The sequence below is a fragment of the Brevibacillus sp. FW301-21C12A genome (assembly GCF_058788915.1).
The window spans coordinates 70,310-87,977 of the sequence record NZ_JBYTBG010000010.1 but is presented as its reverse complement, the minus strand read 5'-3'; the positions used below and the strand labels follow the sequence as shown (position 1 = coordinate 87,977).

At 55.0% G+C, this 17,668-nt stretch carries 12 protein-coding genes; 11 read left to right on the top strand and 1 reads right to left on the bottom strand.

The features are described from left to right. Positions 1 to 25 precede the first annotated feature (25 nt). From AC3WQH_RS09110 to AC3WQH_RS09080, 7 genes are all read left to right on the top strand, one after another. The gene (locus tag AC3WQH_RS09110) at positions 26 to 811 is read left to right on the top strand and encodes an ABC transporter ATP-binding protein (protein ID WP_007782858.1); all 786 of its coding nucleotides are present in this window, start codon (positions 26 to 28) and stop codon (positions 809 to 811) included. After that, positions 808 to 2,730: an AMP-binding protein gene (locus tag AC3WQH_RS09105; RefSeq protein WP_122952893.1), complete on the top strand. Its 1,923-nt coding sequence runs from the start codon at positions 808 to 810 to the stop codon at positions 2,728 to 2,730. Before AC3WQH_RS09110 ends, AC3WQH_RS09105 begins: the two co-directional genes overlap by 4 nt. Then, positions 2,730 to 3,614 carry a branched-chain amino acid ABC transporter permease gene (locus AC3WQH_RS09100; protein WP_005832048.1) on the top strand — a complete coding sequence of 295 codons (885 nt, stop codon included), beginning with the start codon at positions 2,730 to 2,732 and terminating at the stop codon, positions 3,612 to 3,614. Before AC3WQH_RS09105 ends, AC3WQH_RS09100 begins: the two co-directional genes overlap by 1 nt. A gap of 4 nt (positions 3,615 to 3,618) precedes the next feature. Beyond that, positions 3,619 to 4,680, top strand: coding sequence for a branched-chain amino acid ABC transporter permease (locus AC3WQH_RS09095; RefSeq protein WP_310670340.1), 1,062 nt, complete (start codon positions 3,619 to 3,621; stop codon positions 4,678 to 4,680). Positions 4,681 to 4,727: 47 nt separating this feature from the next. Continuing rightward, entirely contained in the window at positions 4,728 to 5,972 is a 1,245-nt protein-coding gene (locus tag AC3WQH_RS09090) for an ABC transporter substrate-binding protein (RefSeq protein ID WP_007782849.1), read from the top strand. 20 nt (positions 5,973 to 5,992) lie between these two features. After that, a complete protein-coding gene (locus AC3WQH_RS09085) occupies positions 5,993 to 6,781 on the top strand; it encodes an ABC transporter ATP-binding protein (RefSeq protein ID WP_005832051.1) in 789 nt (262 codons plus the stop codon). 205 nt (positions 6,782 to 6,986) lie between these two features. After that, positions 6,987 to 7,451: a GNAT family N-acetyltransferase gene (locus AC3WQH_RS09080; RefSeq protein WP_007782845.1), complete on the top strand. Its 465-nt coding sequence runs from the start codon at positions 6,987 to 6,989 to the stop codon at positions 7,449 to 7,451. Between the two features lie 210 nt (positions 7,452 to 7,661). On the opposite strand, the gene AC3WQH_RS09075 is transcribed toward AC3WQH_RS09080, so the two are convergent. Continuing rightward, positions 7,662 to 8,720, bottom strand: coding sequence for a YybI family spore inner coat protein (locus tag AC3WQH_RS09075; protein ID WP_005836656.1), 1,059 nt, complete (start codon positions 8,718 to 8,720; stop codon positions 7,662 to 7,664). Positions 8,721 to 9,001: 281 nt separating this feature from the next. On the opposite strand from AC3WQH_RS09075, the gene AC3WQH_RS09070 reads away from it, so the two are divergent. From AC3WQH_RS09070 to AC3WQH_RS09055, 4 genes are all read left to right on the top strand, one after another. Further along, positions 9,002 to 9,682: a queuosine precursor transporter gene (locus tag AC3WQH_RS09070; protein WP_007782840.1), complete on the top strand. Its 681-nt coding sequence runs from the start codon at positions 9,002 to 9,004 to the stop codon at positions 9,680 to 9,682. Between the two features lie 854 nt (positions 9,683 to 10,536). Then, positions 10,537 to 11,193: a SurA N-terminal domain-containing protein gene (locus tag AC3WQH_RS09065; RefSeq protein WP_005836666.1), complete on the top strand. Its 657-nt coding sequence runs from the start codon at positions 10,537 to 10,539 to the stop codon at positions 11,191 to 11,193. 53 nt (positions 11,194 to 11,246) lie between these two features. Then, positions 11,247 to 11,468 carry a hypothetical protein gene (locus AC3WQH_RS09060; protein WP_005836668.1) on the top strand — a complete coding sequence of 74 codons (222 nt, stop codon included), beginning with the start codon at positions 11,247 to 11,249 and terminating at the stop codon, positions 11,466 to 11,468. Between the two features lie 610 nt (positions 11,469 to 12,078). Then, on the top strand, positions 12,079 to 17,595 hold the full coding sequence (locus AC3WQH_RS09055) for a DUF8508 domain-containing protein (RefSeq protein ID WP_492331992.1): 5,517 nt from the start codon (positions 12,079 to 12,081) through the stop codon (positions 17,593 to 17,595). The last annotated feature ends 73 nt before the right edge of the window (positions 17,596 to 17,668 follow it).

Sequence of the window (17,668 nt, the reverse complement as noted above, 5' to 3'; positions counted from 1 at the left end):
TGCGAAAAAGAAGGGGGGATTTCAGATGGCGTTGCTTGAGGTAGACCGGCTGTCGCTGCAGTTTGGCGGGGTAGCAGCGTTGTCGGAGGTGAGTTTTCACGTGGAAAAGGGCGAGATTTTTGCCCTCATCGGGCCGAACGGAGCAGGCAAGACGAGCATGCTCAACTGCATCAGCGGCCTGTACAAACCGACCTCTGGCACCATCCGCTTCCAGGGCGAGCCGATTCTTGCGCTTCCTCCCTACAAGCGGGCGGAAAAAGGCATTGCGCGCGCCTTTCAAAACATCGAGTTGTTCAAACATATGACTGTTTTGGACAACATCATGCTGGGCAGGCACGTGCGGATGCGGGCCGGGCTTTTGTCGTGCGGATTTTACTGGGGGAAGGCACAGCAGGAAGAGATCGAACATCGGCGGGCTGTGGAGGAGATCATCTCGTTTCTCGAGATTGAGTCCATTCGGCACAAGCCAGTGGGCACTTTGTCGTACGGCCTGCAAAAACGCGTGGAAGTCGGGCGAGCGCTCGCTCTGTTTCCGGAGCTGCTGTTGCTCGACGAGCCGATGGCGGGGATGAACAGCGAAGAAAAAGAAGATATGGCGCGGTTTATTCTCGATATTCACGAGGAGCGGGGCACGACGATGATCTTGATCGAGCACGACATGGGCGTAGTCATGGAGCTGTCTCAGCACATTGCCGTACTGGACTTCGGCAAATGCATCGCTTTTGGCACGCCGGAACAGATTCAGACCGACCCGCAAGTGATCGAGGCGTATTTGGGGCAGGAAGGGACAAAAGAGGGGAGGAGCGCATGAAGCTGAAGACCATTCCGCAATATTTGCTGGCAAGGGGAGTGCAGTGGCCGAACAAGACAGCCATGCGCCAAAAAAAGCTGGGCATCTGGCAGGAGCTGACCTGGAGGCAACTGTCGGAAGAAGTGAAAGCGCTGTCAAGTGGGCTTAGAGAGCTGGGCTTTTCGCGCGGCGACAAGCTGGCGATCATCGGGGACAACCGTCCGGAGTGGGTGATGGCCGAGGCAGCCGCGCAAGCGCTCGGGGGCGTATCCGTCGGCTTGTACCAGGATTCGCTGCCAAAAGAGATCGCCTACATTTTGAACCACTCCGATGCAAAAATCGTCGTAGTCGAGGATCAGGAGCAGGTCGACAAGCTGCTGGAAATTGCCGACGAGCTGCCGTTTGTGCAAAAGATCGTGTTTTACAAGGACAAAGGGATGCGCGGCTACGATCACCCGCTGCTCTCCCCGTTTCGCGACGTCCAGCAGCTTGGGAGGCAATGCGCTTATTACGCATCAGGCGAGTGGGAGCGGGAGGTTGAGCAGGGAAGCGTGGAGGACATCGCGATATTGTGCTATACCGCCGGAACGACCGGACCGCCAAAAGGGGCGATGCTGTCGCACCGCAATCTGCTGCACATGACGGAGAGCCTGTTTTCCATCGACCCTGTGGACGTGTCCGACGAGTACGTCTCGTTTTTGCCGCTGGCCTGGATCGGGGAGCAGATGATGAGCGTCTCCGGCGCGTTTCTCGCAGGCTACACGGTCAACTTCCCGGAGGATACGTCTACGGTACAGGCGGATTTGCGCGAGATTGGCCCGCACCTGATTTTTTCCCCGCCGAGAATATGGGAGGACATGGTGTCGCGCGTGCAGGTCAAGCTGCAGGACGCTGGCTGGCTGAAGCGCTCGTTGTACGAATGGTTCCGTCCGTACGGCGAAGCGAAGGCGCAGACTGCGATTGCGGGAGGCCGGCTGACGGTCTGGCAGCGCTTGATGTACACGCTCGGAGACTATCTCGTCTTTTCCGCGATCAAGGATCATCTGGGGCTTTTGCGCATCAAGCGCGCCTATACGGGAGGCGCCGCGCTGGGAGCAGACGTCTCCCGGTTTTTTCAGAGCCTTGGGGTCAATCTGAAGCAAATATACGGGCAGACGGAAGTGTCCGGGATCGCCGCCGTTCACCGCGACGGTAAAATCAAGCCGGATACGGTCGGCGAACCGCTCCCGGGGACGGAAATCAACGTTTCGGACAAAAGGGAAATCTGGATCAAAAGCCCGAGCGTCTTTTCCGGCTACTACAAAAACGAGCGGGCGACGGAAGACGCTTTGGTGGATGGCTGGCTGCGGACGGGAGACGTCGGCTATATGGACGAGAGCGGACAGTTGGTCGTGCTCGACCGTTTGCAGGATGTGATCCGCTTGGACAACGACGAGCTGGTGTCTCCGCAGTTGATCGAAAACAAGCTGAAATTCAGCCCCTATATCAAGGAGGTGATGGCGATTGGCACGGATCGCCCGTATGTGACGGCGATTCTCAATATCGACATGGCGAATGTCGGCCGCTATGCCGAGCTGAATCAGGTCGCCTACACGACGTACAGCGACCTGGCGCAAAAGCAGGAGGTGCTGCTGCTCATTCGCCGCGAAGTCGAGCGGATGAACAGCGAGCTTGCGGAAAAGGAAAAAGTGAAGCGGTTTGTGCTGCTCCACAAGGAACTGGATGCGGATGACGAAGAGCTGACGCGGACGAAAAAAGTGCGGCGGAGCTACGTCGCAGACAAGTACGAAGCGGTAATTGACGGCATGTACAGCGATTTGAACGCGGTCTGGGTAGAGGGCGCGGTCCGCTACCGAGATGGTCGGGAAACAGCCGTCCGCACGCAACTGAAAATCGTCGATGTGGACGCGCCGCTGGCGTCGGATGGGGAGGTGGCGTAATGGATATGTTTTGGCAACTGCTGGTCATGGGGCTGGCGGTAGGGAGCATTTACGGCTTGATCGCGCTCGGATTTGTCCTCATTTACAAATCGAGTGACGCGATCAACTTCGCGCAGGGCGAGTTCGTGCTGGTCGGCTCGTACGTCTGCCTGACGCTGATTACTTCCTACCAGATACCGTTTTTGCCCGCCTTGCTGCTGACGCTCGTCTTCAGCGCGGTGCTCGGCTGGGCGGTGGAGCGCGTCGTCTTGCGGCCGTTCATCGGCGTGCCCGTCATCTCCATGATTATGGCGACGATCGGTCTGTCCAGTGTCATGGCGGGGATCGTCCACCTGTTCTGGGGGACGGATACACGGGTGTTTCCGGCGATTTTTCCTGTGCAGCCGCTTGCGCTCGGTGGCGTAGTCGTCCCACAAGTGTACGTCTGGTCGCTGGTTACCGTACTCATTTTGCTCGGGTTGTTTACGTTGTTTTTCAAGTTTTCCAAGCTCGGAATCGCCATGCGCGCAACGGCGGACGATCAGCAGGCAGCTCTCTCCATGGGGATCAGCGTAAAAGTGATTTTTGCCGTCACTTGGGCGATTTCCGCGATTGTCTCGTCAGTCGGCGGCGTACTGCTCGGCAATATTAATGGGGTCAACTCCTCGCTGGCGCTGATCGGGCTGAAGGTGCTGCCAGTAGCTTTGCTCGGCGGACTGGACAGCATTCCCGGCGCGATTGTCGGCGGCTTTATCATCGGCGTGCTGGAGACGCTGGCGGGCGGGTACCTCGATCCGATTTTGGGCGGCGGGGTCAAGGAAGTGTTGCCGTTTGTTGTACTCGTGCTGATTCTCATGTTCAAGCCGTACGGGTTGTTTGGCAAACGTGAGATTGAAAGGGTGTGAGCGGATGAGTAGTCCATTTGTCAGTGAATGCGGAGAGTTTCGCACGACGTATCGGGAAGACATGGCGCTGTACAAAATTCCGCGCATCCGCTACCGGGTGTACGCGCTGCTCGGTTGTTTTCTCCTGCTGCCCTGGGTGGTCAGCGAGTATGTGACCAGTCTGGCTGTCTTGTGTGCCATCGCCTCGATCGGCACTATCGGTCTGAATATTTTGACAGGTTTTACCGGGCAAATTTCCATCGGGGTCGGCGCTTTTCTCGGAGTGGGCGGGTACGCATCGGCGCTGCTCACGACGTCGCTTGGCCTGAGCTTCTGGATTTCGCTGCCGCTGGCCGGAATTGCGACAGCATTGGTCGGGGCGCTGTTCGGAATCCCTTCCTTGCGGCTAAAAGGGCTGTACCTCGCGATGGCGACTTTGGCCGCGCAAGTGATTATTTTGTATGCGATGAATCATTGGGATGGGCTTACGGGCGGTACAGCCGGGATGATTTTGTCCCGCCCGACGCTGGGCAGCTTTTCGTTCGATTCGGAGATGAGCTATTACTATTTGACGCTGGCTGTGCTCGTGGTTACGTTCGTCTTTTCGGCAAACCTGTTTCGCTCCCGCACCGGACGCGCGTTTGTCGCCGTGCGCGACCGCGATCTCGCCGCAGAGGTCATGGGGATCAACCTGTTTCGCTACAAAGTGCTGGCTTTTGCCACCAGCTCGTTTTTCATCGGGATCGCAGGCGCGCTGATGGGCCATTACACGCTGGTGATTTCCCCGGAGCACTTCGACATCGGGGTGTCGATCGAGTATTTGGCGATGATTTTGATCGGCGGGCTGGGGAGTGTCGTCGGCTCGATTTTCGGCGCGGTGTTTCTCACCTTGCTGCCCGTGCTGTTGCGCGAGCTGATGGATTTGCTCGCTGTGCTGTTGCCGCAGGTGACCGAGCATTACGGCGCCATTCGCCAAATCATTTTTGGCGGCATCGTCATCGGCTTTCTCATCTACGAGCCGGAGGGACTGGCGAAGATGTGGCGCAATTTCAAGGAGAAGTGCAAGCTGTGGCCGTTTTCCTACTAACGCTCTTTGGGCAGCGCCTGTAAAAAATAAAAAGGGGGATTTTCAGGATGAAAAAACGGATGCAAGCGATTTCGGTTGCGATTCTCTCTGCGGTATTGATCGCAGGCTGCGGGGGAGGCGGACAGTCAAGCGCTCCGGCCGCGACAGGCGGCTCGTCGGGCAATTCGTCGGGCGGCACAAGCGCTCCGGCTGCAACTGCGCCTGCGGCCACGATCAAAATCGGCGGGCTGTTTGACGAAACGGGCGGAACCGGAGACGTCGGCAAGCCGTACGCAGAGGGCGAAAAGGCGTACATTGACTACCTCAACTCCAAAGGCGGCATCGAGGGGGCGAAGGTCGAGCTGATCGGCGTGGACTACGCCTATAAAGTCCCGGAGGCGGTGAAAATTTATCAAAAGTTCATCAAGCAGGATAAAGTCTCGGCGATTTTGGGCTGGGGAACCGGAGACACGGAAGCGATGAAGGAGCTGATCGCCAAAGACAAAGTGCCGTTCATCTCCGCCTCCTACTCCGAAGCGCTGACGCAGGTCAACCAGCATCCGTACAACTTCATGACGGCTGCCACCTACTCCGATCAGGCCAAAGTCGCGATCAAATGGTTCCGCGACAACTGGAAAGGCAGCGGCAATCCGAAGCTGGCCTTGCTCTACAACGACACCCCGTTCGGCAAGTCGCCGATTGAGGACGCCAAAGCGTACGCCGCTTCCGTAGGCGTGGACGTCGTGGATGAGCAGATTGTCGATCTCAAGGCGCTCGACGCGACACCGCAGCTTCTTAACATGCAAAAGAAAAATCCCGACTTCGCCATCATCCAGCAGACGTGGGGAGCGACGGCTACCATTTTGAAGGATGCGAAAAAGCTCGGGCTGACGACCAAATTCATCGGCTTGAACTGGGCGGCGGGCGAAGGCGTCATCACGCTGGCGGGCGACGCGGCGGAAGGCTACATCGGTGTCATCACTCACGCCTTCCCGTACGAAAATTTGCCGGGACTGAAAGAAATCGAAGACTACCTCGCCACCAAAGGAGAGAAGCTGGCGGACAAAAACCAGAAGTTCGTCCAAGGCTGGGTCGCAGCGAAAATCATGGTGGAAGGAATTAAAAATGCGGGCGACAATTTGACAGGCGAAGGAATCAAGGCGGGCATCGAAAAAATTTCCAACCTGGAGTTTGGCGGCCTGGCTGCTCCTGTCTCCTTCTCGGCTGATAATCACCGCGGAACGACGCAGGTGCGGCTCGGCGAAGTGAAAAACGGCAAGTTCGAGATCATTACGGACTACATCGGCTACTAAAGGCTGGATCGGGGGAAGCCATGCTAACACTGAACAACGTGGAAGTGATGTACGGCAAGGTGATTCTCGTCCTGAAGGGGATGTCGATGCACGTGCCGGAGGGGAAAATTGTCGCGCTGCTCGGCAGCAACGGCGCGGGCAAGACGACGACGCTGCGGGCGATATCCGGCCTGCTGAAAAGCGAGAACGGCGAAGTGACGGACGGCAGCCTGGAGTACGCGGGAAGCGTCATCACCGGGAGAGAGCCGGAGGAAATCGTCAAAAGCGGAATTTTTCAGGTGATGGAAGGCAGGCGCGTGTTCGAGCATCTCAGCGTGGAGGAAAATCTCATCGCCGGAGCCCATACGCGGCGGGAACGCGGCTCGCTCAAGGACGAGATGGAGCAGGTCTACCACTACTTTCCCAAGCTGAAAATGCTGCGCACAAGAACGGCTGGCTACTTGAGCGGCGGCGAACAGCAGATGCTGGCGATCGGCCGGGCGCTGATGGCCCGTCCAAGGTTGCTCTTGCTCGATGAGCCATCGCTCGGTTTGGCCCCGCTGCTCGTGAAGGAAATTTTTTCGATCATCAAAAAGATCAACGAGGAGCAAGGCACAACGATACTCGTCGTCGAGCAAAACGCGAATGTCGCCCTGTCCATTGCCGATTACGGCTACATCATGGAAAACGGCAGGATCGTGCTGGAAGGGGACGTGGAGTCGTTGCAGTCCAACGAGGACGTTCGCGAGTTTTACTTGGGTATGAGTGACGGGAAGCGAAAAAGCTTTCGCCAGGTGAAGCACTACAAACGGCGGAAGCGCTGGTTGTGACGGCAGAAAGCGGCAAAGGCAGCCATCCTCTTTGGGGGGTGGCTGTTTGCTTATTGATCTTTTCATCCAGCCAGTGGTAAATTTAGGGGTGCTGTAGCGGGTGCGCACCATGGCGTGCCTCGCTGCCACACGTCCATTCACGGGCTTTAACGCAAGGCTGGCCGCTTTGCGAAAAGACTGCACGGCCCGATCAAGGAGGGAAAGCATGCTTCCGTTAACGTTACAACAGGTCGATGAGCTGACCGCCGATGTCGCGGCCGTAATCGCGCCGTGCCTGTACAACCCGACACCGGAAAAGCTGAACGTGCTCATGAGATTGTACAAGACCGATCCGAATCGGAGCTTGTACGCCTGCGTCGATGGCGACAGCGTCTTCGCGATTATCGGGCTGAAAAGGAATCCGACTGAGAATACGGCGGTCATTTTGCATATTGCGGTCACAGAAGAGCGGCGGGGACAAGGCGTCGGACGCCAATTGATCGACGACGTCTTGGCCCTGCACTCGTTGGCTGCCATTCAGGCGGAAACCGATCGGGAGGCGGTTGCTTTTTATCGGTCGTGCGGGTTTGCGGTGGAGAGTCTGGGGGAAGTCTACCCCGGTGTTGAGCGTTTTTTATGTATGAAAAAGAATGAGGCTGGACTTGCGGGGAAGAGGGAAAGCGCCAGGTAAGCCAGTTTTTGCAAAAAAGGACACCTTTTGCTTCGTCATGAGCAGAAGGTGTCCTTGCTTGTTGAGCGAGTTGCTTGTTGAGCGAGTTGCTTTGTTGAGTGAGCTGCTCTGCTTGGTGAGTTACTTGTTTGCTGAGCTACTTGTCTGCTAAGCTGCTTGTTTGGTCCGTCGCCCATCTCCCTCAGTTGCCCGAAGCGTCTGTTGCCAAGCTTAGCGCTTCACCAGCACGAACGCCTTTTTCACTTCATCCAGCGTCATGACGAGCGATTGAAACTTTTTGCCTTTGTCAGTCGCCGGGTCAAACACGCTGTCTTGTGGCAGAGCCGCGACGTAGACGGTGTTGGTTGCGGGATTTTGCGCGATTTCGTAGCCGACTGGCGGTTCATTTGGCGTGTTCAGCTTTTTCCAGTCGCTTTTGTCAAAAGCGTAAATCACGACGACCGCTGCCTGGTCTTCCGCCTTGCTGCTGTTGAACAGGAAGGAGGTCACGCTCTTGGCCTCTGGCAAGTATGGATCGGCATGCGGGCCTGTTTTCTCGTCGATCAGGATGTTCCCGTTCCACGATTGTGGAGCGAGAAAATCATAAGCGGAGTCGTAGCTGCGAAAAGAGCCTTGATACACTGTTTTCTCCGCTTTGGTCGGCTCAAAATGGGCGCTCATCAGTTCCCACTTGCTTTGGCTCCATTTCCATTTCGATTTGAGGTAGCCGCGCACGTCTGCGTTGTAGTCTCCGGTCAGGCGCTCTGTGCCTTCCAGCACGTAAAGACCGTTTTTGTTGTTGTCGATTGGCTTCAACTCGACAAATCCGTCTCCAACGATGCCTTGTTTGTCTTTATCAAGGCCAGGCAGGCTGAGCTTTTCGGCTTTGCCGTTTTGGACGGTGTAGATGTGCTGGGTGGTGTAGCCGCCGCTGCCGCCCGTATTTGCGGTAACCATGATCTCGCCTTTTTTGTCGTAGGTGAAGTCTTGCACGGACAGCTTGGGCTCATAGCCGCCGTCTTTGACGTCAATCGGAAACGACTTCTTGGTTTGGCCATCTGTTACTTTGACAGTGAGGGCGGAAATGTACGGGCTGTTTTTGTCCTTTTTCCCGTAGAGCGTGATCGTGTCGGCCTTTTTGTCGCCTGTCACGTCAGCCGTTTTTTCCGCGAGCGCCTGCAGGTCTTTTGTGGCAGAGCCTGTGCTTGCGGCGTCGGCGGTCAGGGCTTGTCCGGTGAAAAGCACCGAGGTGAGCAATGTCCCTGTGACGATTTTGTTCCAGTTGTTCATGTTGAATGTTCTCTCCCATCTTGGTGTTTGTTCATGGTGTCAGGTGAGTGTGTGGTGAGTGAGTTCATGTGTCTTGCTACACGTTCATTATGTACGATAGAGTGGATCCGATGGTTACAGACAAGTGACAGCCCGCCTACAAAACAGTAACAGGGAAAAAGCGGGCGGGGCAGCTTCCTGCGAGCATTGCGCAAACAGCCGATTCCAAGTAGAATGATGAAATGCCCAAAAGGGCCGCGGTTCGAAAAACTCCCGCGTTATCAAAACTAGGAGGCTATCATATGTTTAATCTTGCACTCGGAGTATGTTTTGCTCTGGTGAATTTCGGGCTGTTTCTGCTCTGCTACCGCCTGTTCGGCAGAATGGGGCTGTACGCCTGGATCGGAATGGCTACGGTGCTGGCGAACATTCAGGTGGTCAAAACCATCGAGATGTTCGGGCTGGTCATGACGCTCGGCAATACGATTTATGCATCCATCTACCTGGTGTCAGACCTGCTGAATGAAAAGTACGGCGAGCGGGCGGCGAAAAAGGCGGTCTGGTTCGGCTTTTTCACCTTGATCGCGACGACGATCATCATGCAGCTCGTGCTGTTGTTTGATCCGCAGCCGGAAGACATTGCCCAGGAATCGCTGGAAAAGCTGTTCGGCCTGATGCCAAGGCTCGCTTTGGGCAGCCTGTGCGCGTACTTGCTGAGCCAGTTCGTGGACGTGAAAATTTACTCCTGGCTGAAGATAAAGTGCCCGGGACGCAACCAGTTGTGGATTCGCAACAACGGGAGTACGCTGTTCAGCCAGTTGCTCGATTCCTTGACGTTTTGCACGATCGCTTTTTGGGGCGTCTACCCGCTGGAAGTGTGGTGGCAAATTTTATTGACCACGTATTTAATCAAGTTCGTCGTCTCGGCTGCTTCGACGCCGTTTCTCTATATCGCACGCAATATGAAGGTGTCGGAAGAGTAAGCACAAAAAGACAAAAAAAAGCCACCTGATCTTACCCTTGTAAAGTAGACAGTCTATAAACAAGCCTTTATAAGTCTATCGCCACACACGTTTTGGGCTCTGGGTGGAGAGGTCCGCCTCTTCCCCGTCCGCACTCGCAGATTTTCACAAAGAAATCATGTTCAACATTCATCCTACAAACAAAGTCTCGTTATATCCCTTCAATTAGTGAGTTTTGAAGATACACCATACTGCCCCCCAAAAAATAAATTGTATTTTTTGTAACTTTTTGTAACATTCATCCGTCTTTATTAGTGTAATATTCCAAAAAAATTAGAACTAGAGGAATCACTAGTGAAAAAAGGCTCTGCAATTTTTACGGCAGCAACACTTTTAGTGGGAGTACTGTCTTTTTCGACACCGAGTCACGCGACAACCACTTCGTTTACTGATACCGACTGGTTAAATGCCTGGAGGGTTTCTTCATCAGGCTATATATACACGCCTGTTGCTTTAACCACGAAGGTCATCTCAGATTTTTCAATTGACTACACAGCTAAAACAAAAGTAGCAACTAGGTGGGATCTAAGTGCAAGCATTAGTTCGAGTGCCGCAAGTACTTTTGGAGGTAGCCTAGGTGTGGGTACACTAAATGTCAGAGGGTCCTCGGTATCTTTGCCTAACACAAGCTCTTACGTTTCTGAGCCTAATACAGTGGTTACAGGACGAAATTGGACAGGTACAAAATCATATAATGCGACAGAAGGCAGTAGTTATGGCACGAGTGCATATATTGTATCATCGAGCAAAGGTTATCAAACGAATACAACTGGCCAAGTAGACTTTAGCTGGTAAAAAAAGGAGGTAGAAAAAGGATGAAAAAACTCTCAATTTCCCTCTCTCTATTGACTGTATTGGGCTCAGCTTTAGCAATATCCTCTTTTGCGACAAACGAACAAACTGAAGTTTTCAAGTCCCTTAAAGAAGAGATAGTCAACATCAAATCAACTAAAGAAAGCACCTTAGTTCAAGTTGAAAATGAAAGTATTACTGATAAGGAATTTAAAATCTATAAGGCTTACATGAAGGCTAATCAAAAGCTCAATAAAGCCTCGAATGAAATATCAGATAATGATTTGTTGACGGAATTGGTAATGGATGAACTATTAGTTCAGGAAGCTGAAAATCAAGGTGTGTCAGTTAGTTTAAATACAGCAAAAGAATATTCGATCAAAATGAAAGAAATATTAGAAAATGCTGATGAGAAATCCAAAGAATTTCAAAGGAATGCTATAGAAGTAACTGGTTTAAGTGAAGACAAATACTGGGAAGAATATGCTCCGGACATGTATAGGAAGCAGCTAAGTACTTCAAACTTGGTTGAAAAACTCGTAAAAGACGGGGTACTCCCAAATGCAATAGACAATCTTGATGACTTTAATAAAGCATTCGAGAAATACAAGAAAGAATTGTATAAAAAGGCTTCGAAAAAGGTGAAAGTTCTAAATGACGAAGTTCAATTGCAGGACTAAACAAGCTGGGGCTGAGTAGCCCCGGCTTGTTTCCTATGAGGGAGGGATAATAAATGAATGAAAAGAATGAAACGATGCCCACAGATAAATCCGTTTCAGAGCGCAATCCTATAAATGAAATGTTGGAGGATGCGCAGCGAATAGAAGGAAGCGGGCCACCTAAAAAAATAAATATGAAAACAATGCCAAGATGGTTGAGAATATTTGGTTATTCATTTCTGATTCTGTTTTTTGTCTTTGTATTATTGATCCTTATTTCGAGTTTGGTGAGATAAACGCATAGTTCGATCCTCTCAGTGAAGGATGCACGTACCCCTGTCAAGTAGACAGCTATAAAAAAGCCTAAGCGGCCAGTGTGTTTCCGTACGCAGCGGGAGCATGTCAACGCCGGAATTAATTTGACCCACTAGCGCCGGGATATTTTAGACCCACCTGTGCGCCTGGCGTCGAATAGATCCCGGTTTTTAGTTTTTCTTCGAGTCGCTTGTTGTACTGCTGGGACGTGTATGGGAAGCTTTGATCCGAATGGAGAATCGCTCCCTGCACGTCTCTTTCCTTATGCAGCTCTTCTACGGTGTCTATGACCAATGGGAGATCGTTCCTTTTGAAGACCTGCCAAGCGACAATCTCATTGATAGAAAAGATCCTGTATCGCTGACAAGAAATAGAACTTGTCCATCAAAGCAATACAGGAAATATCCGTTACAAACAGCCGATTCGGTTGCTCTGCTTTGAAGTTGCGTTCACTCGCTTTGAAGGTTTTTATTTTACAAGAATGGAAGGAATATACATTCTTTACATCCAATTTACATAAAATTCGGATTGTATGTTTACGATGTGTATAGTTTATGGTTTCGCATGTTTGAGAGGAGGAAGAAAAAGAGAATGCAAAGCAAAAAGGGAAGATTGCGCTGTCTCTCGAAGCTGGCGCTGATCGCGGCGGTTGTCGCGAGCGCGGTTTTGCCGAGCAGATGGGAGCCGCAGGCAAAAGCGCAGCAAGCCGGACATGTCGTCATCAGCGAGGTGTACGGAGGCGGAGGAAACAGCGGGGCCGATTACAAAAACGACTTTATTGAGCTGTACAATCCGACGGGCACGACCGTCTCGCTTGCAGGCTGGTCTGTGCAGTACGCTTCAGCAAGCGGGCCGACATGGAGCAAGACAGACTTGACGGGCAGCATCGCTCCATACGGATATTACTTGATTAAGCAGGCGGCAGGAACAGGGGGAACGATCGGGCTGCCCGCCGCAGATGACGAGGGCGCGATTGCCATGGGAAGCACGGCTGGAAAAGTGGCCCTCGTCAGCAGCGGAACTATCTTGACGGGAGCCGATGTGTCCGCCCGGCCCGATGTAGTCGATCTGGTCGGCTTCGGAGCGGCCAATGGCTATGAGGGGGCTGGTCCTGCTCCCGCTACGTCGAACTCCGCCAGCGCTTCCCGCAAAAGCCGAGCGGATGGCATCGTACCAAACGGCGGAAACGGCTGGGACACGGACAACAACAGCGCCGACTTCGTGGTGGGAGAGCCTACTCCGAAAAATACGCAGAGTCCGGCAGAGCCGCCGCCGACAGAGAGCGATGTCAGCGAGAAGCCGAGCGGCCGGGAGCTGCTGTTTGACAATACGAATCCGGCGGAAGCCGTCATTCGCGGCCAAGTCCGTCCGCACGTCACCATCAAGGTGTACGCAAGCCCGCCTGCTGGCAGCGAAACGCCTTTGGCTGAGCAGGTGTCGAACGATTCCGGCCAGGTCGAACTGACTTTTGCCCATCCGACTTCGGCAGCGGTCTATCTCACAGCGACGGAGAGCGGCAAACAGGAGAGCGAAAGCATCGAGCTGCTGCCAGCCGAGGCAAGCCCGGCCTTGACGGCTGAAAAAATCAGCTTGCAGCAAACGGGAAGTGCAGCGGAGTTAAACGGCCAAGCGGGGGCAGCCGCAGGCAAGGCGATTTTGCGCGCCTATGATGCGCCAGATGGCAACAGCCTGCTGCTCAGCGGCAATCCGACAGGCAACGCAGGGGAGAACGGCGCGTTTTCTTATTTGCTGCAAGGCATCGAGCAGTTGGAAACCGTCTACGTGACGCAGCAGCTCGCAAGCGAGCACGGCAAGATGTTCGAGAGCGAGCCTGTGCCGATTGCCAAGTCTGTGCTTTCGACCAGCACGATTGCCGAGGCGAGGGCGCTGGCAAAAGGAACAACCGCGAGCGTTGCCGGAACCGTGACGGCCATCTTTGAGGCGGGGGGCCAAAACAACGTCTACATGCAGGACGAAACGGCCGGGCTGGTCGTGCGCGGTCCAGGGTTTGCCGCCAAAATCGCGGTCGGAGACAAAATCCGGGCGACCGGAAAAATGAATGACTACTACGGGCTGGCCCAGCTCGAAGCCGCAACCGACGACGTGACAGTCGTGGAAAAGCAGGCAGGTGTGCCAACGCCGCAGTCGGTTACATCGGTGAATTTTGCGTCCCATGCGGGGGAAGCCATCGAAGGCCAACTGGTGACGGTCCGCAATGTGACGGTCCAGTCTGTACAAAGCGGCAATTATACGTTGCAAGACGATCAGGGCAACTTCCTCTCCCGCCCGCCCGTCACTCTCCTGCTGGAACCGGGCACGACTTACGCCAGCATCACCGGAGTGGTCAACTACGATTTTAACGAATACAAACTGGTGCCGCGGACGCAGGCAGATTTGGTCGAGGATGAGACGCGGGTGCCGACGGTGACGGCGTATCCGCAAGGCCCGCTGGTCGCGGCAGGCACCAAAGTGAGCTTGTCCACGTCCATGGCAGACGCGAAAATTTACTACACGACAGACGGCACGGAGCCGACCAGAGACAGTGCCGTCTATACGGAGCCGATCCAGCTCGACGCGGATACGACGATTCAGGCGTTTGCCGTCAAGGAAGGTTTCACGGACAGCAAAGTCGCCAGCTTCCGCTACACGATCCAAAAAGAGAGCGTGCGCATTCGCGATATTCAGGGAGCCTCCCACCAGTCCCCACTGGAAAACGGCACGGTAAAAGCCGTCACGGGAATCGTCACGGCAGTCGTGAAAAGCGGCGGAACAATACAAGGCTTCTACATGCAAGACCCGCTTCCGGACGACGATCCGCGCACGTCCGAGGGCATCTACGTGTACGAGCCGAAAGCGGCGGTAAACGCGGGCGATGAAGTGAAGGTAGACGGTACGGTGAAGGAGTACGTGTCGCAAAACCGAGCGGCGACCGATCTCACCCAGACGCAGATTGACGCGGCGAGAGTCACCGTTGTCAAAAAGGCGCAGCCGCTCCCGGACCCGGTTGTTTTAGGGAAAGGAAGCTACCGCTATCCGAAGGGGATCATTGACAACGACAGCCTGGGCACATTCGATCCGGAGGAGGACGGCATTGACTTCTGGGAGAGCCTCGAAGGGATGCTGGTGCAGGTCGACAATCCGGTCGTAGTCGGGGAAACAAAAGTTTTCACGAACCCGGCAAGCGTAGAGTTCGTCGTCATTGACGACGAGGCGCATCGCGGACAGCCGCGTACGCCGGCAGGCGGCGTGGTGCTTGCAGCCGACGATTTTCACCCTGAGCGCATCACTGTAGCAGACAAACTCGTGCCGATTTTGGAGCGTCCAATGGTTGGCGACAAAATCTCCGAGCCTCTGGTAGGGATCATTGATTACAGCTTTGCCAATTACAAGCTGTATCCCACCGAAACGGTTTCCGTCCAGTCGGGCGGCAACAAACCGACTGTGACGACACTCGCCCCGAAAGACGATGAGTTGACGATTGCTTCCTACAACATTGAAAATTTTTCGGCCAAAACCGAGTCCCAAAAAATAACGCGAATCGCGGAAACGATCGTCGAGAACATGAAAGCGCCGGATATTATCGGCGTAGTGGAAATGCAGGACAACAACGGACCGACGGACGACGGCGAAACAAATGCCGCGAAATCCGCAGATGCCTTGCGCAAGGCAATCCAGCAAAAGAACGGCCCTGCCTATCGCTACATCGACATCGCGCCAGAGAACAACCAGGACGGGGGCCAGCCAGGCGGCAACATCCGCGTCGGGTTTTTCTACAACCCGGCTCGCGTGCAACTGGCAGAGGGCGTAGCGGGAACGGCAACAGAGGCAGTACAGGTCGAGACACGCGACGGAGCGGCGTACCTCTCGCGCAATCCAGGCCGGGTCGACCCGAACAACGAGGCATTCGCGTCCAGCCGCAAGCCGTTGGCGGCGCAGTTCGTCTTCCAGGGCAAGCCTGTGTTTGTCATCGCCAACCATTTCAATTCCAAGGGCGGGGATGGGGCGCTGTTCGGCAAACAGCAGCCGCCGGAGCTGGTTAGCGAGAAGCAGCGAATGAAAATCGCCCGCGTGCTGAACGGCTTTGTGAAACAAATCCACGCAGCAGATCCCAAGGCCAATGTGGTCGTGTTGGGCGACCTGAACGACTTTCCGTTTTCCAATCCAGTGAAAGCGCTGACGGATGGCGCTCTGACCAATATGGTCGAGAAGCTGCCGCCGGGCAGACAGTACACCTACGTGTACCAGGGCAATTCCCAGGTGCTCGATCAAATTTTGGTCAGCCCCCATCTGGAAAAAAGCACAAAGGTGGACATCGTGCATATCAATGCCGGATTCACCGAGGGCGAGGGCCGGGTGAGCGACCACGATCCGGTGCTTGTGCAAATCCATTTGCAAGATCAGGGCGAGCACGAGACGACGGCGCAGGAAGTGGCGGACGGCATCACGGGTCTTGCGCAGCCGGCAGCGGGGGCGACAAGGCTGCGTTTGCCTGAAGTGCCCGCAGGATTTACGGTCGCGATCAAGCAATCGAGTGACACAGGCGTCATCGCGCTGGATGGCACGATCACGCCGCCGAGTCGCCGGACGGACATCGAGCTGATTTTGCTAGTAACCCGGGGGTCGGACGGTACGAGCGCCAGCACCGAAAAGCTGACCGTCCAGGTGCCAGCCAAACCGACAACCCCGCCGCCTCCTGTCACTCCGCCAGATCCGACACCGACGCCAGACAGGCAAAAAGAAACAAACAAGCAGGCAGAACAGGCCATTTTGTCTGCAAAAGATGAACAGAGCATCGAGGAACAGGTGCAGCGGGTGCTTGCCAGCCTGGAAAAGCTGCTCGCCGCCAAACAGGTCAACCAGGCCGAGAAGTGGGACGCGGTCGCGCATTCCGTTTCGACCGTGCTGGCTGCTGTAGCGGAGCAGGCGGAGCGCGGAGTCGTTCGGGAAAAGACGCTGCTTGCGCTTGGCGAAAGCTTTTTGGACGAAGCATTTGCGCCCCTCGCAAGCGACGAGGAAGCGGATGCGGAGCTGGCAAGGTTGGGGCTCGCCGCCTTGGCGAATTTTGCAAACACAGTGCTGGAACCGCTCGCGCCAAAGGCGGTTCCTAAGGACGTAGCCAAGCGTGTTCGCCTGCTGGCAGAAACGCTGCTGAAACAGGCAAGCACATTGGCCGTCGAGCCTGGGGCCGAGATCAAAGCCCAAGACGAGCAAGTGGGCGACGCGCTCGACACGCTGGACGATTTTTTGGAAGCCATCGAAGACGTGCAGGAAAAAATCGGCTTTTCCCCGGTGCTGTTCATTCGCATGGAAGGCGAGGGGGCAGAGGAAGACGGTGCGGATGCCGATACGGCCGACCGTCCCCGCAGCAAAAAAGCAGGGCAGGCAGATCAGCGGATTACATTGGAGCAGAAGCTGGTCGAGCTGCTGAAGAAAAAAGAGGTCGGCATCAGGCTGACCGTTCCGGCAGGAGCATGGGTAGAAGTACCGGGAGCTTATTTTGCCAAGGAAAGCGGAAGAAAATTTGCCCTCTCCCTGACAGCGGCAGAAGCAAGCGGCTGGAAGGGCGTTTCCCATCCGGGTGAAGCCTATTTGCTCGAAGCGTGGAGCAACGGAAAAGCGCTGGGCAGCCTTGGCGAGCCAGGGTTTACGCTCGCGCTGCCGCTGGCGTCCGATGCAGGTGAAAAGCTGCAAGCTTACACGTACCGCAACAAGCAGTGGCGGGCAGTAACAGGGGCGAAGGGCAAGCCGCTCCAGGTGGCGCAAGAAGCTGACCTGGCCGTCTTCACAGTCAAGTCGGCGGCGACCTACGTCGCGGGGAACGCTGCCTTGGAGGCGCTCGAAGCCAAACTGAAGTCGTTGAAGCTCGCTCCCGGAGAGGAAGCGCAGCTTGAGGTGCTGGCGATATTCGGCGACGGCACTTCGGAAGACGTGACAAAGGCAGAAGGAATCGAGTTCGAGTCCAGCCGTCCCGCGCAGATCGAGGTGGACGAGGAAGGCCGGGTGTCAGTTCTGGCCGATGCGGAAGCGGGCACGCGCGCGACGATTTCGATTCGCTATGCCGGAAAAACGGCGAAGGTGCATCTTTTTGTCAGAAGCGCAGAAAAGTAAGGGCCGCGGGGGAGAGCTTCACGCAGGAGCGGGCGGCACAACTGCTTGCCGTCGCAAAGCCGCGCGTCTCGTC

Bases quoted from the DNA above. Each gene is read 5' to 3' on its own strand.
- AC3WQH_RS09090 (WP_007782849.1), top strand. From the start codon at position 4,728: ATGAAAAAACGGATGCAAGCGATTTCGGTTGCGATTCTCTCTGCGGTA.
- AC3WQH_RS09110 (WP_007782858.1), top strand. From the start codon at position 26: ATGGCGTTGCTTGAGGTAGACCGGCTGTCGCTGCAGTTTGGCGGGGTA.
- AC3WQH_RS09065 (WP_005836666.1), top strand. From the start codon at position 10,537: ATGAAAAAACTCTCAATTTCCCTCTCTCTATTGACTGTATTGGGCTCA.
- AC3WQH_RS09075 (WP_005836656.1), bottom strand. From the start codon at position 8,720: ATGAACAACTGGAACAAAATCGTCACAGGGACATTGCTCACCTCGGTG.
- AC3WQH_RS09085 (WP_005832051.1), top strand. From the start codon at position 5,993: ATGCTAACACTGAACAACGTGGAAGTGATGTACGGCAAGGTGATTCTC.
- AC3WQH_RS09080 (WP_007782845.1), top strand. From the start codon at position 6,987: ATGCTTCCGTTAACGTTACAACAGGTCGATGAGCTGACCGCCGATGTC.
- AC3WQH_RS09105 (WP_122952893.1), top strand. From the start codon at position 808: ATGAAGCTGAAGACCATTCCGCAATATTTGCTGGCAAGGGGAGTGCAG.
- AC3WQH_RS09055 (WP_492331992.1), top strand. From the start codon at position 12,079: ATGCAAAGCAAAAAGGGAAGATTGCGCTGTCTCTCGAAGCTGGCGCTG.
- AC3WQH_RS09100 (WP_005832048.1), top strand. From the start codon at position 2,730: ATGGATATGTTTTGGCAACTGCTGGTCATGGGGCTGGCGGTAGGGAGC.
- AC3WQH_RS09095 (WP_310670340.1), top strand. From the start codon at position 3,619: ATGAGTAGTCCATTTGTCAGTGAATGCGGAGAGTTTCGCACGACGTAT.
- AC3WQH_RS09070 (WP_007782840.1), top strand. From the start codon at position 9,002: ATGTTTAATCTTGCACTCGGAGTATGTTTTGCTCTGGTGAATTTCGGG.
- AC3WQH_RS09060 (WP_005836668.1), top strand. From the start codon at position 11,247: ATGAATGAAAAGAATGAAACGATGCCCACAGATAAATCCGTTTCAGAG.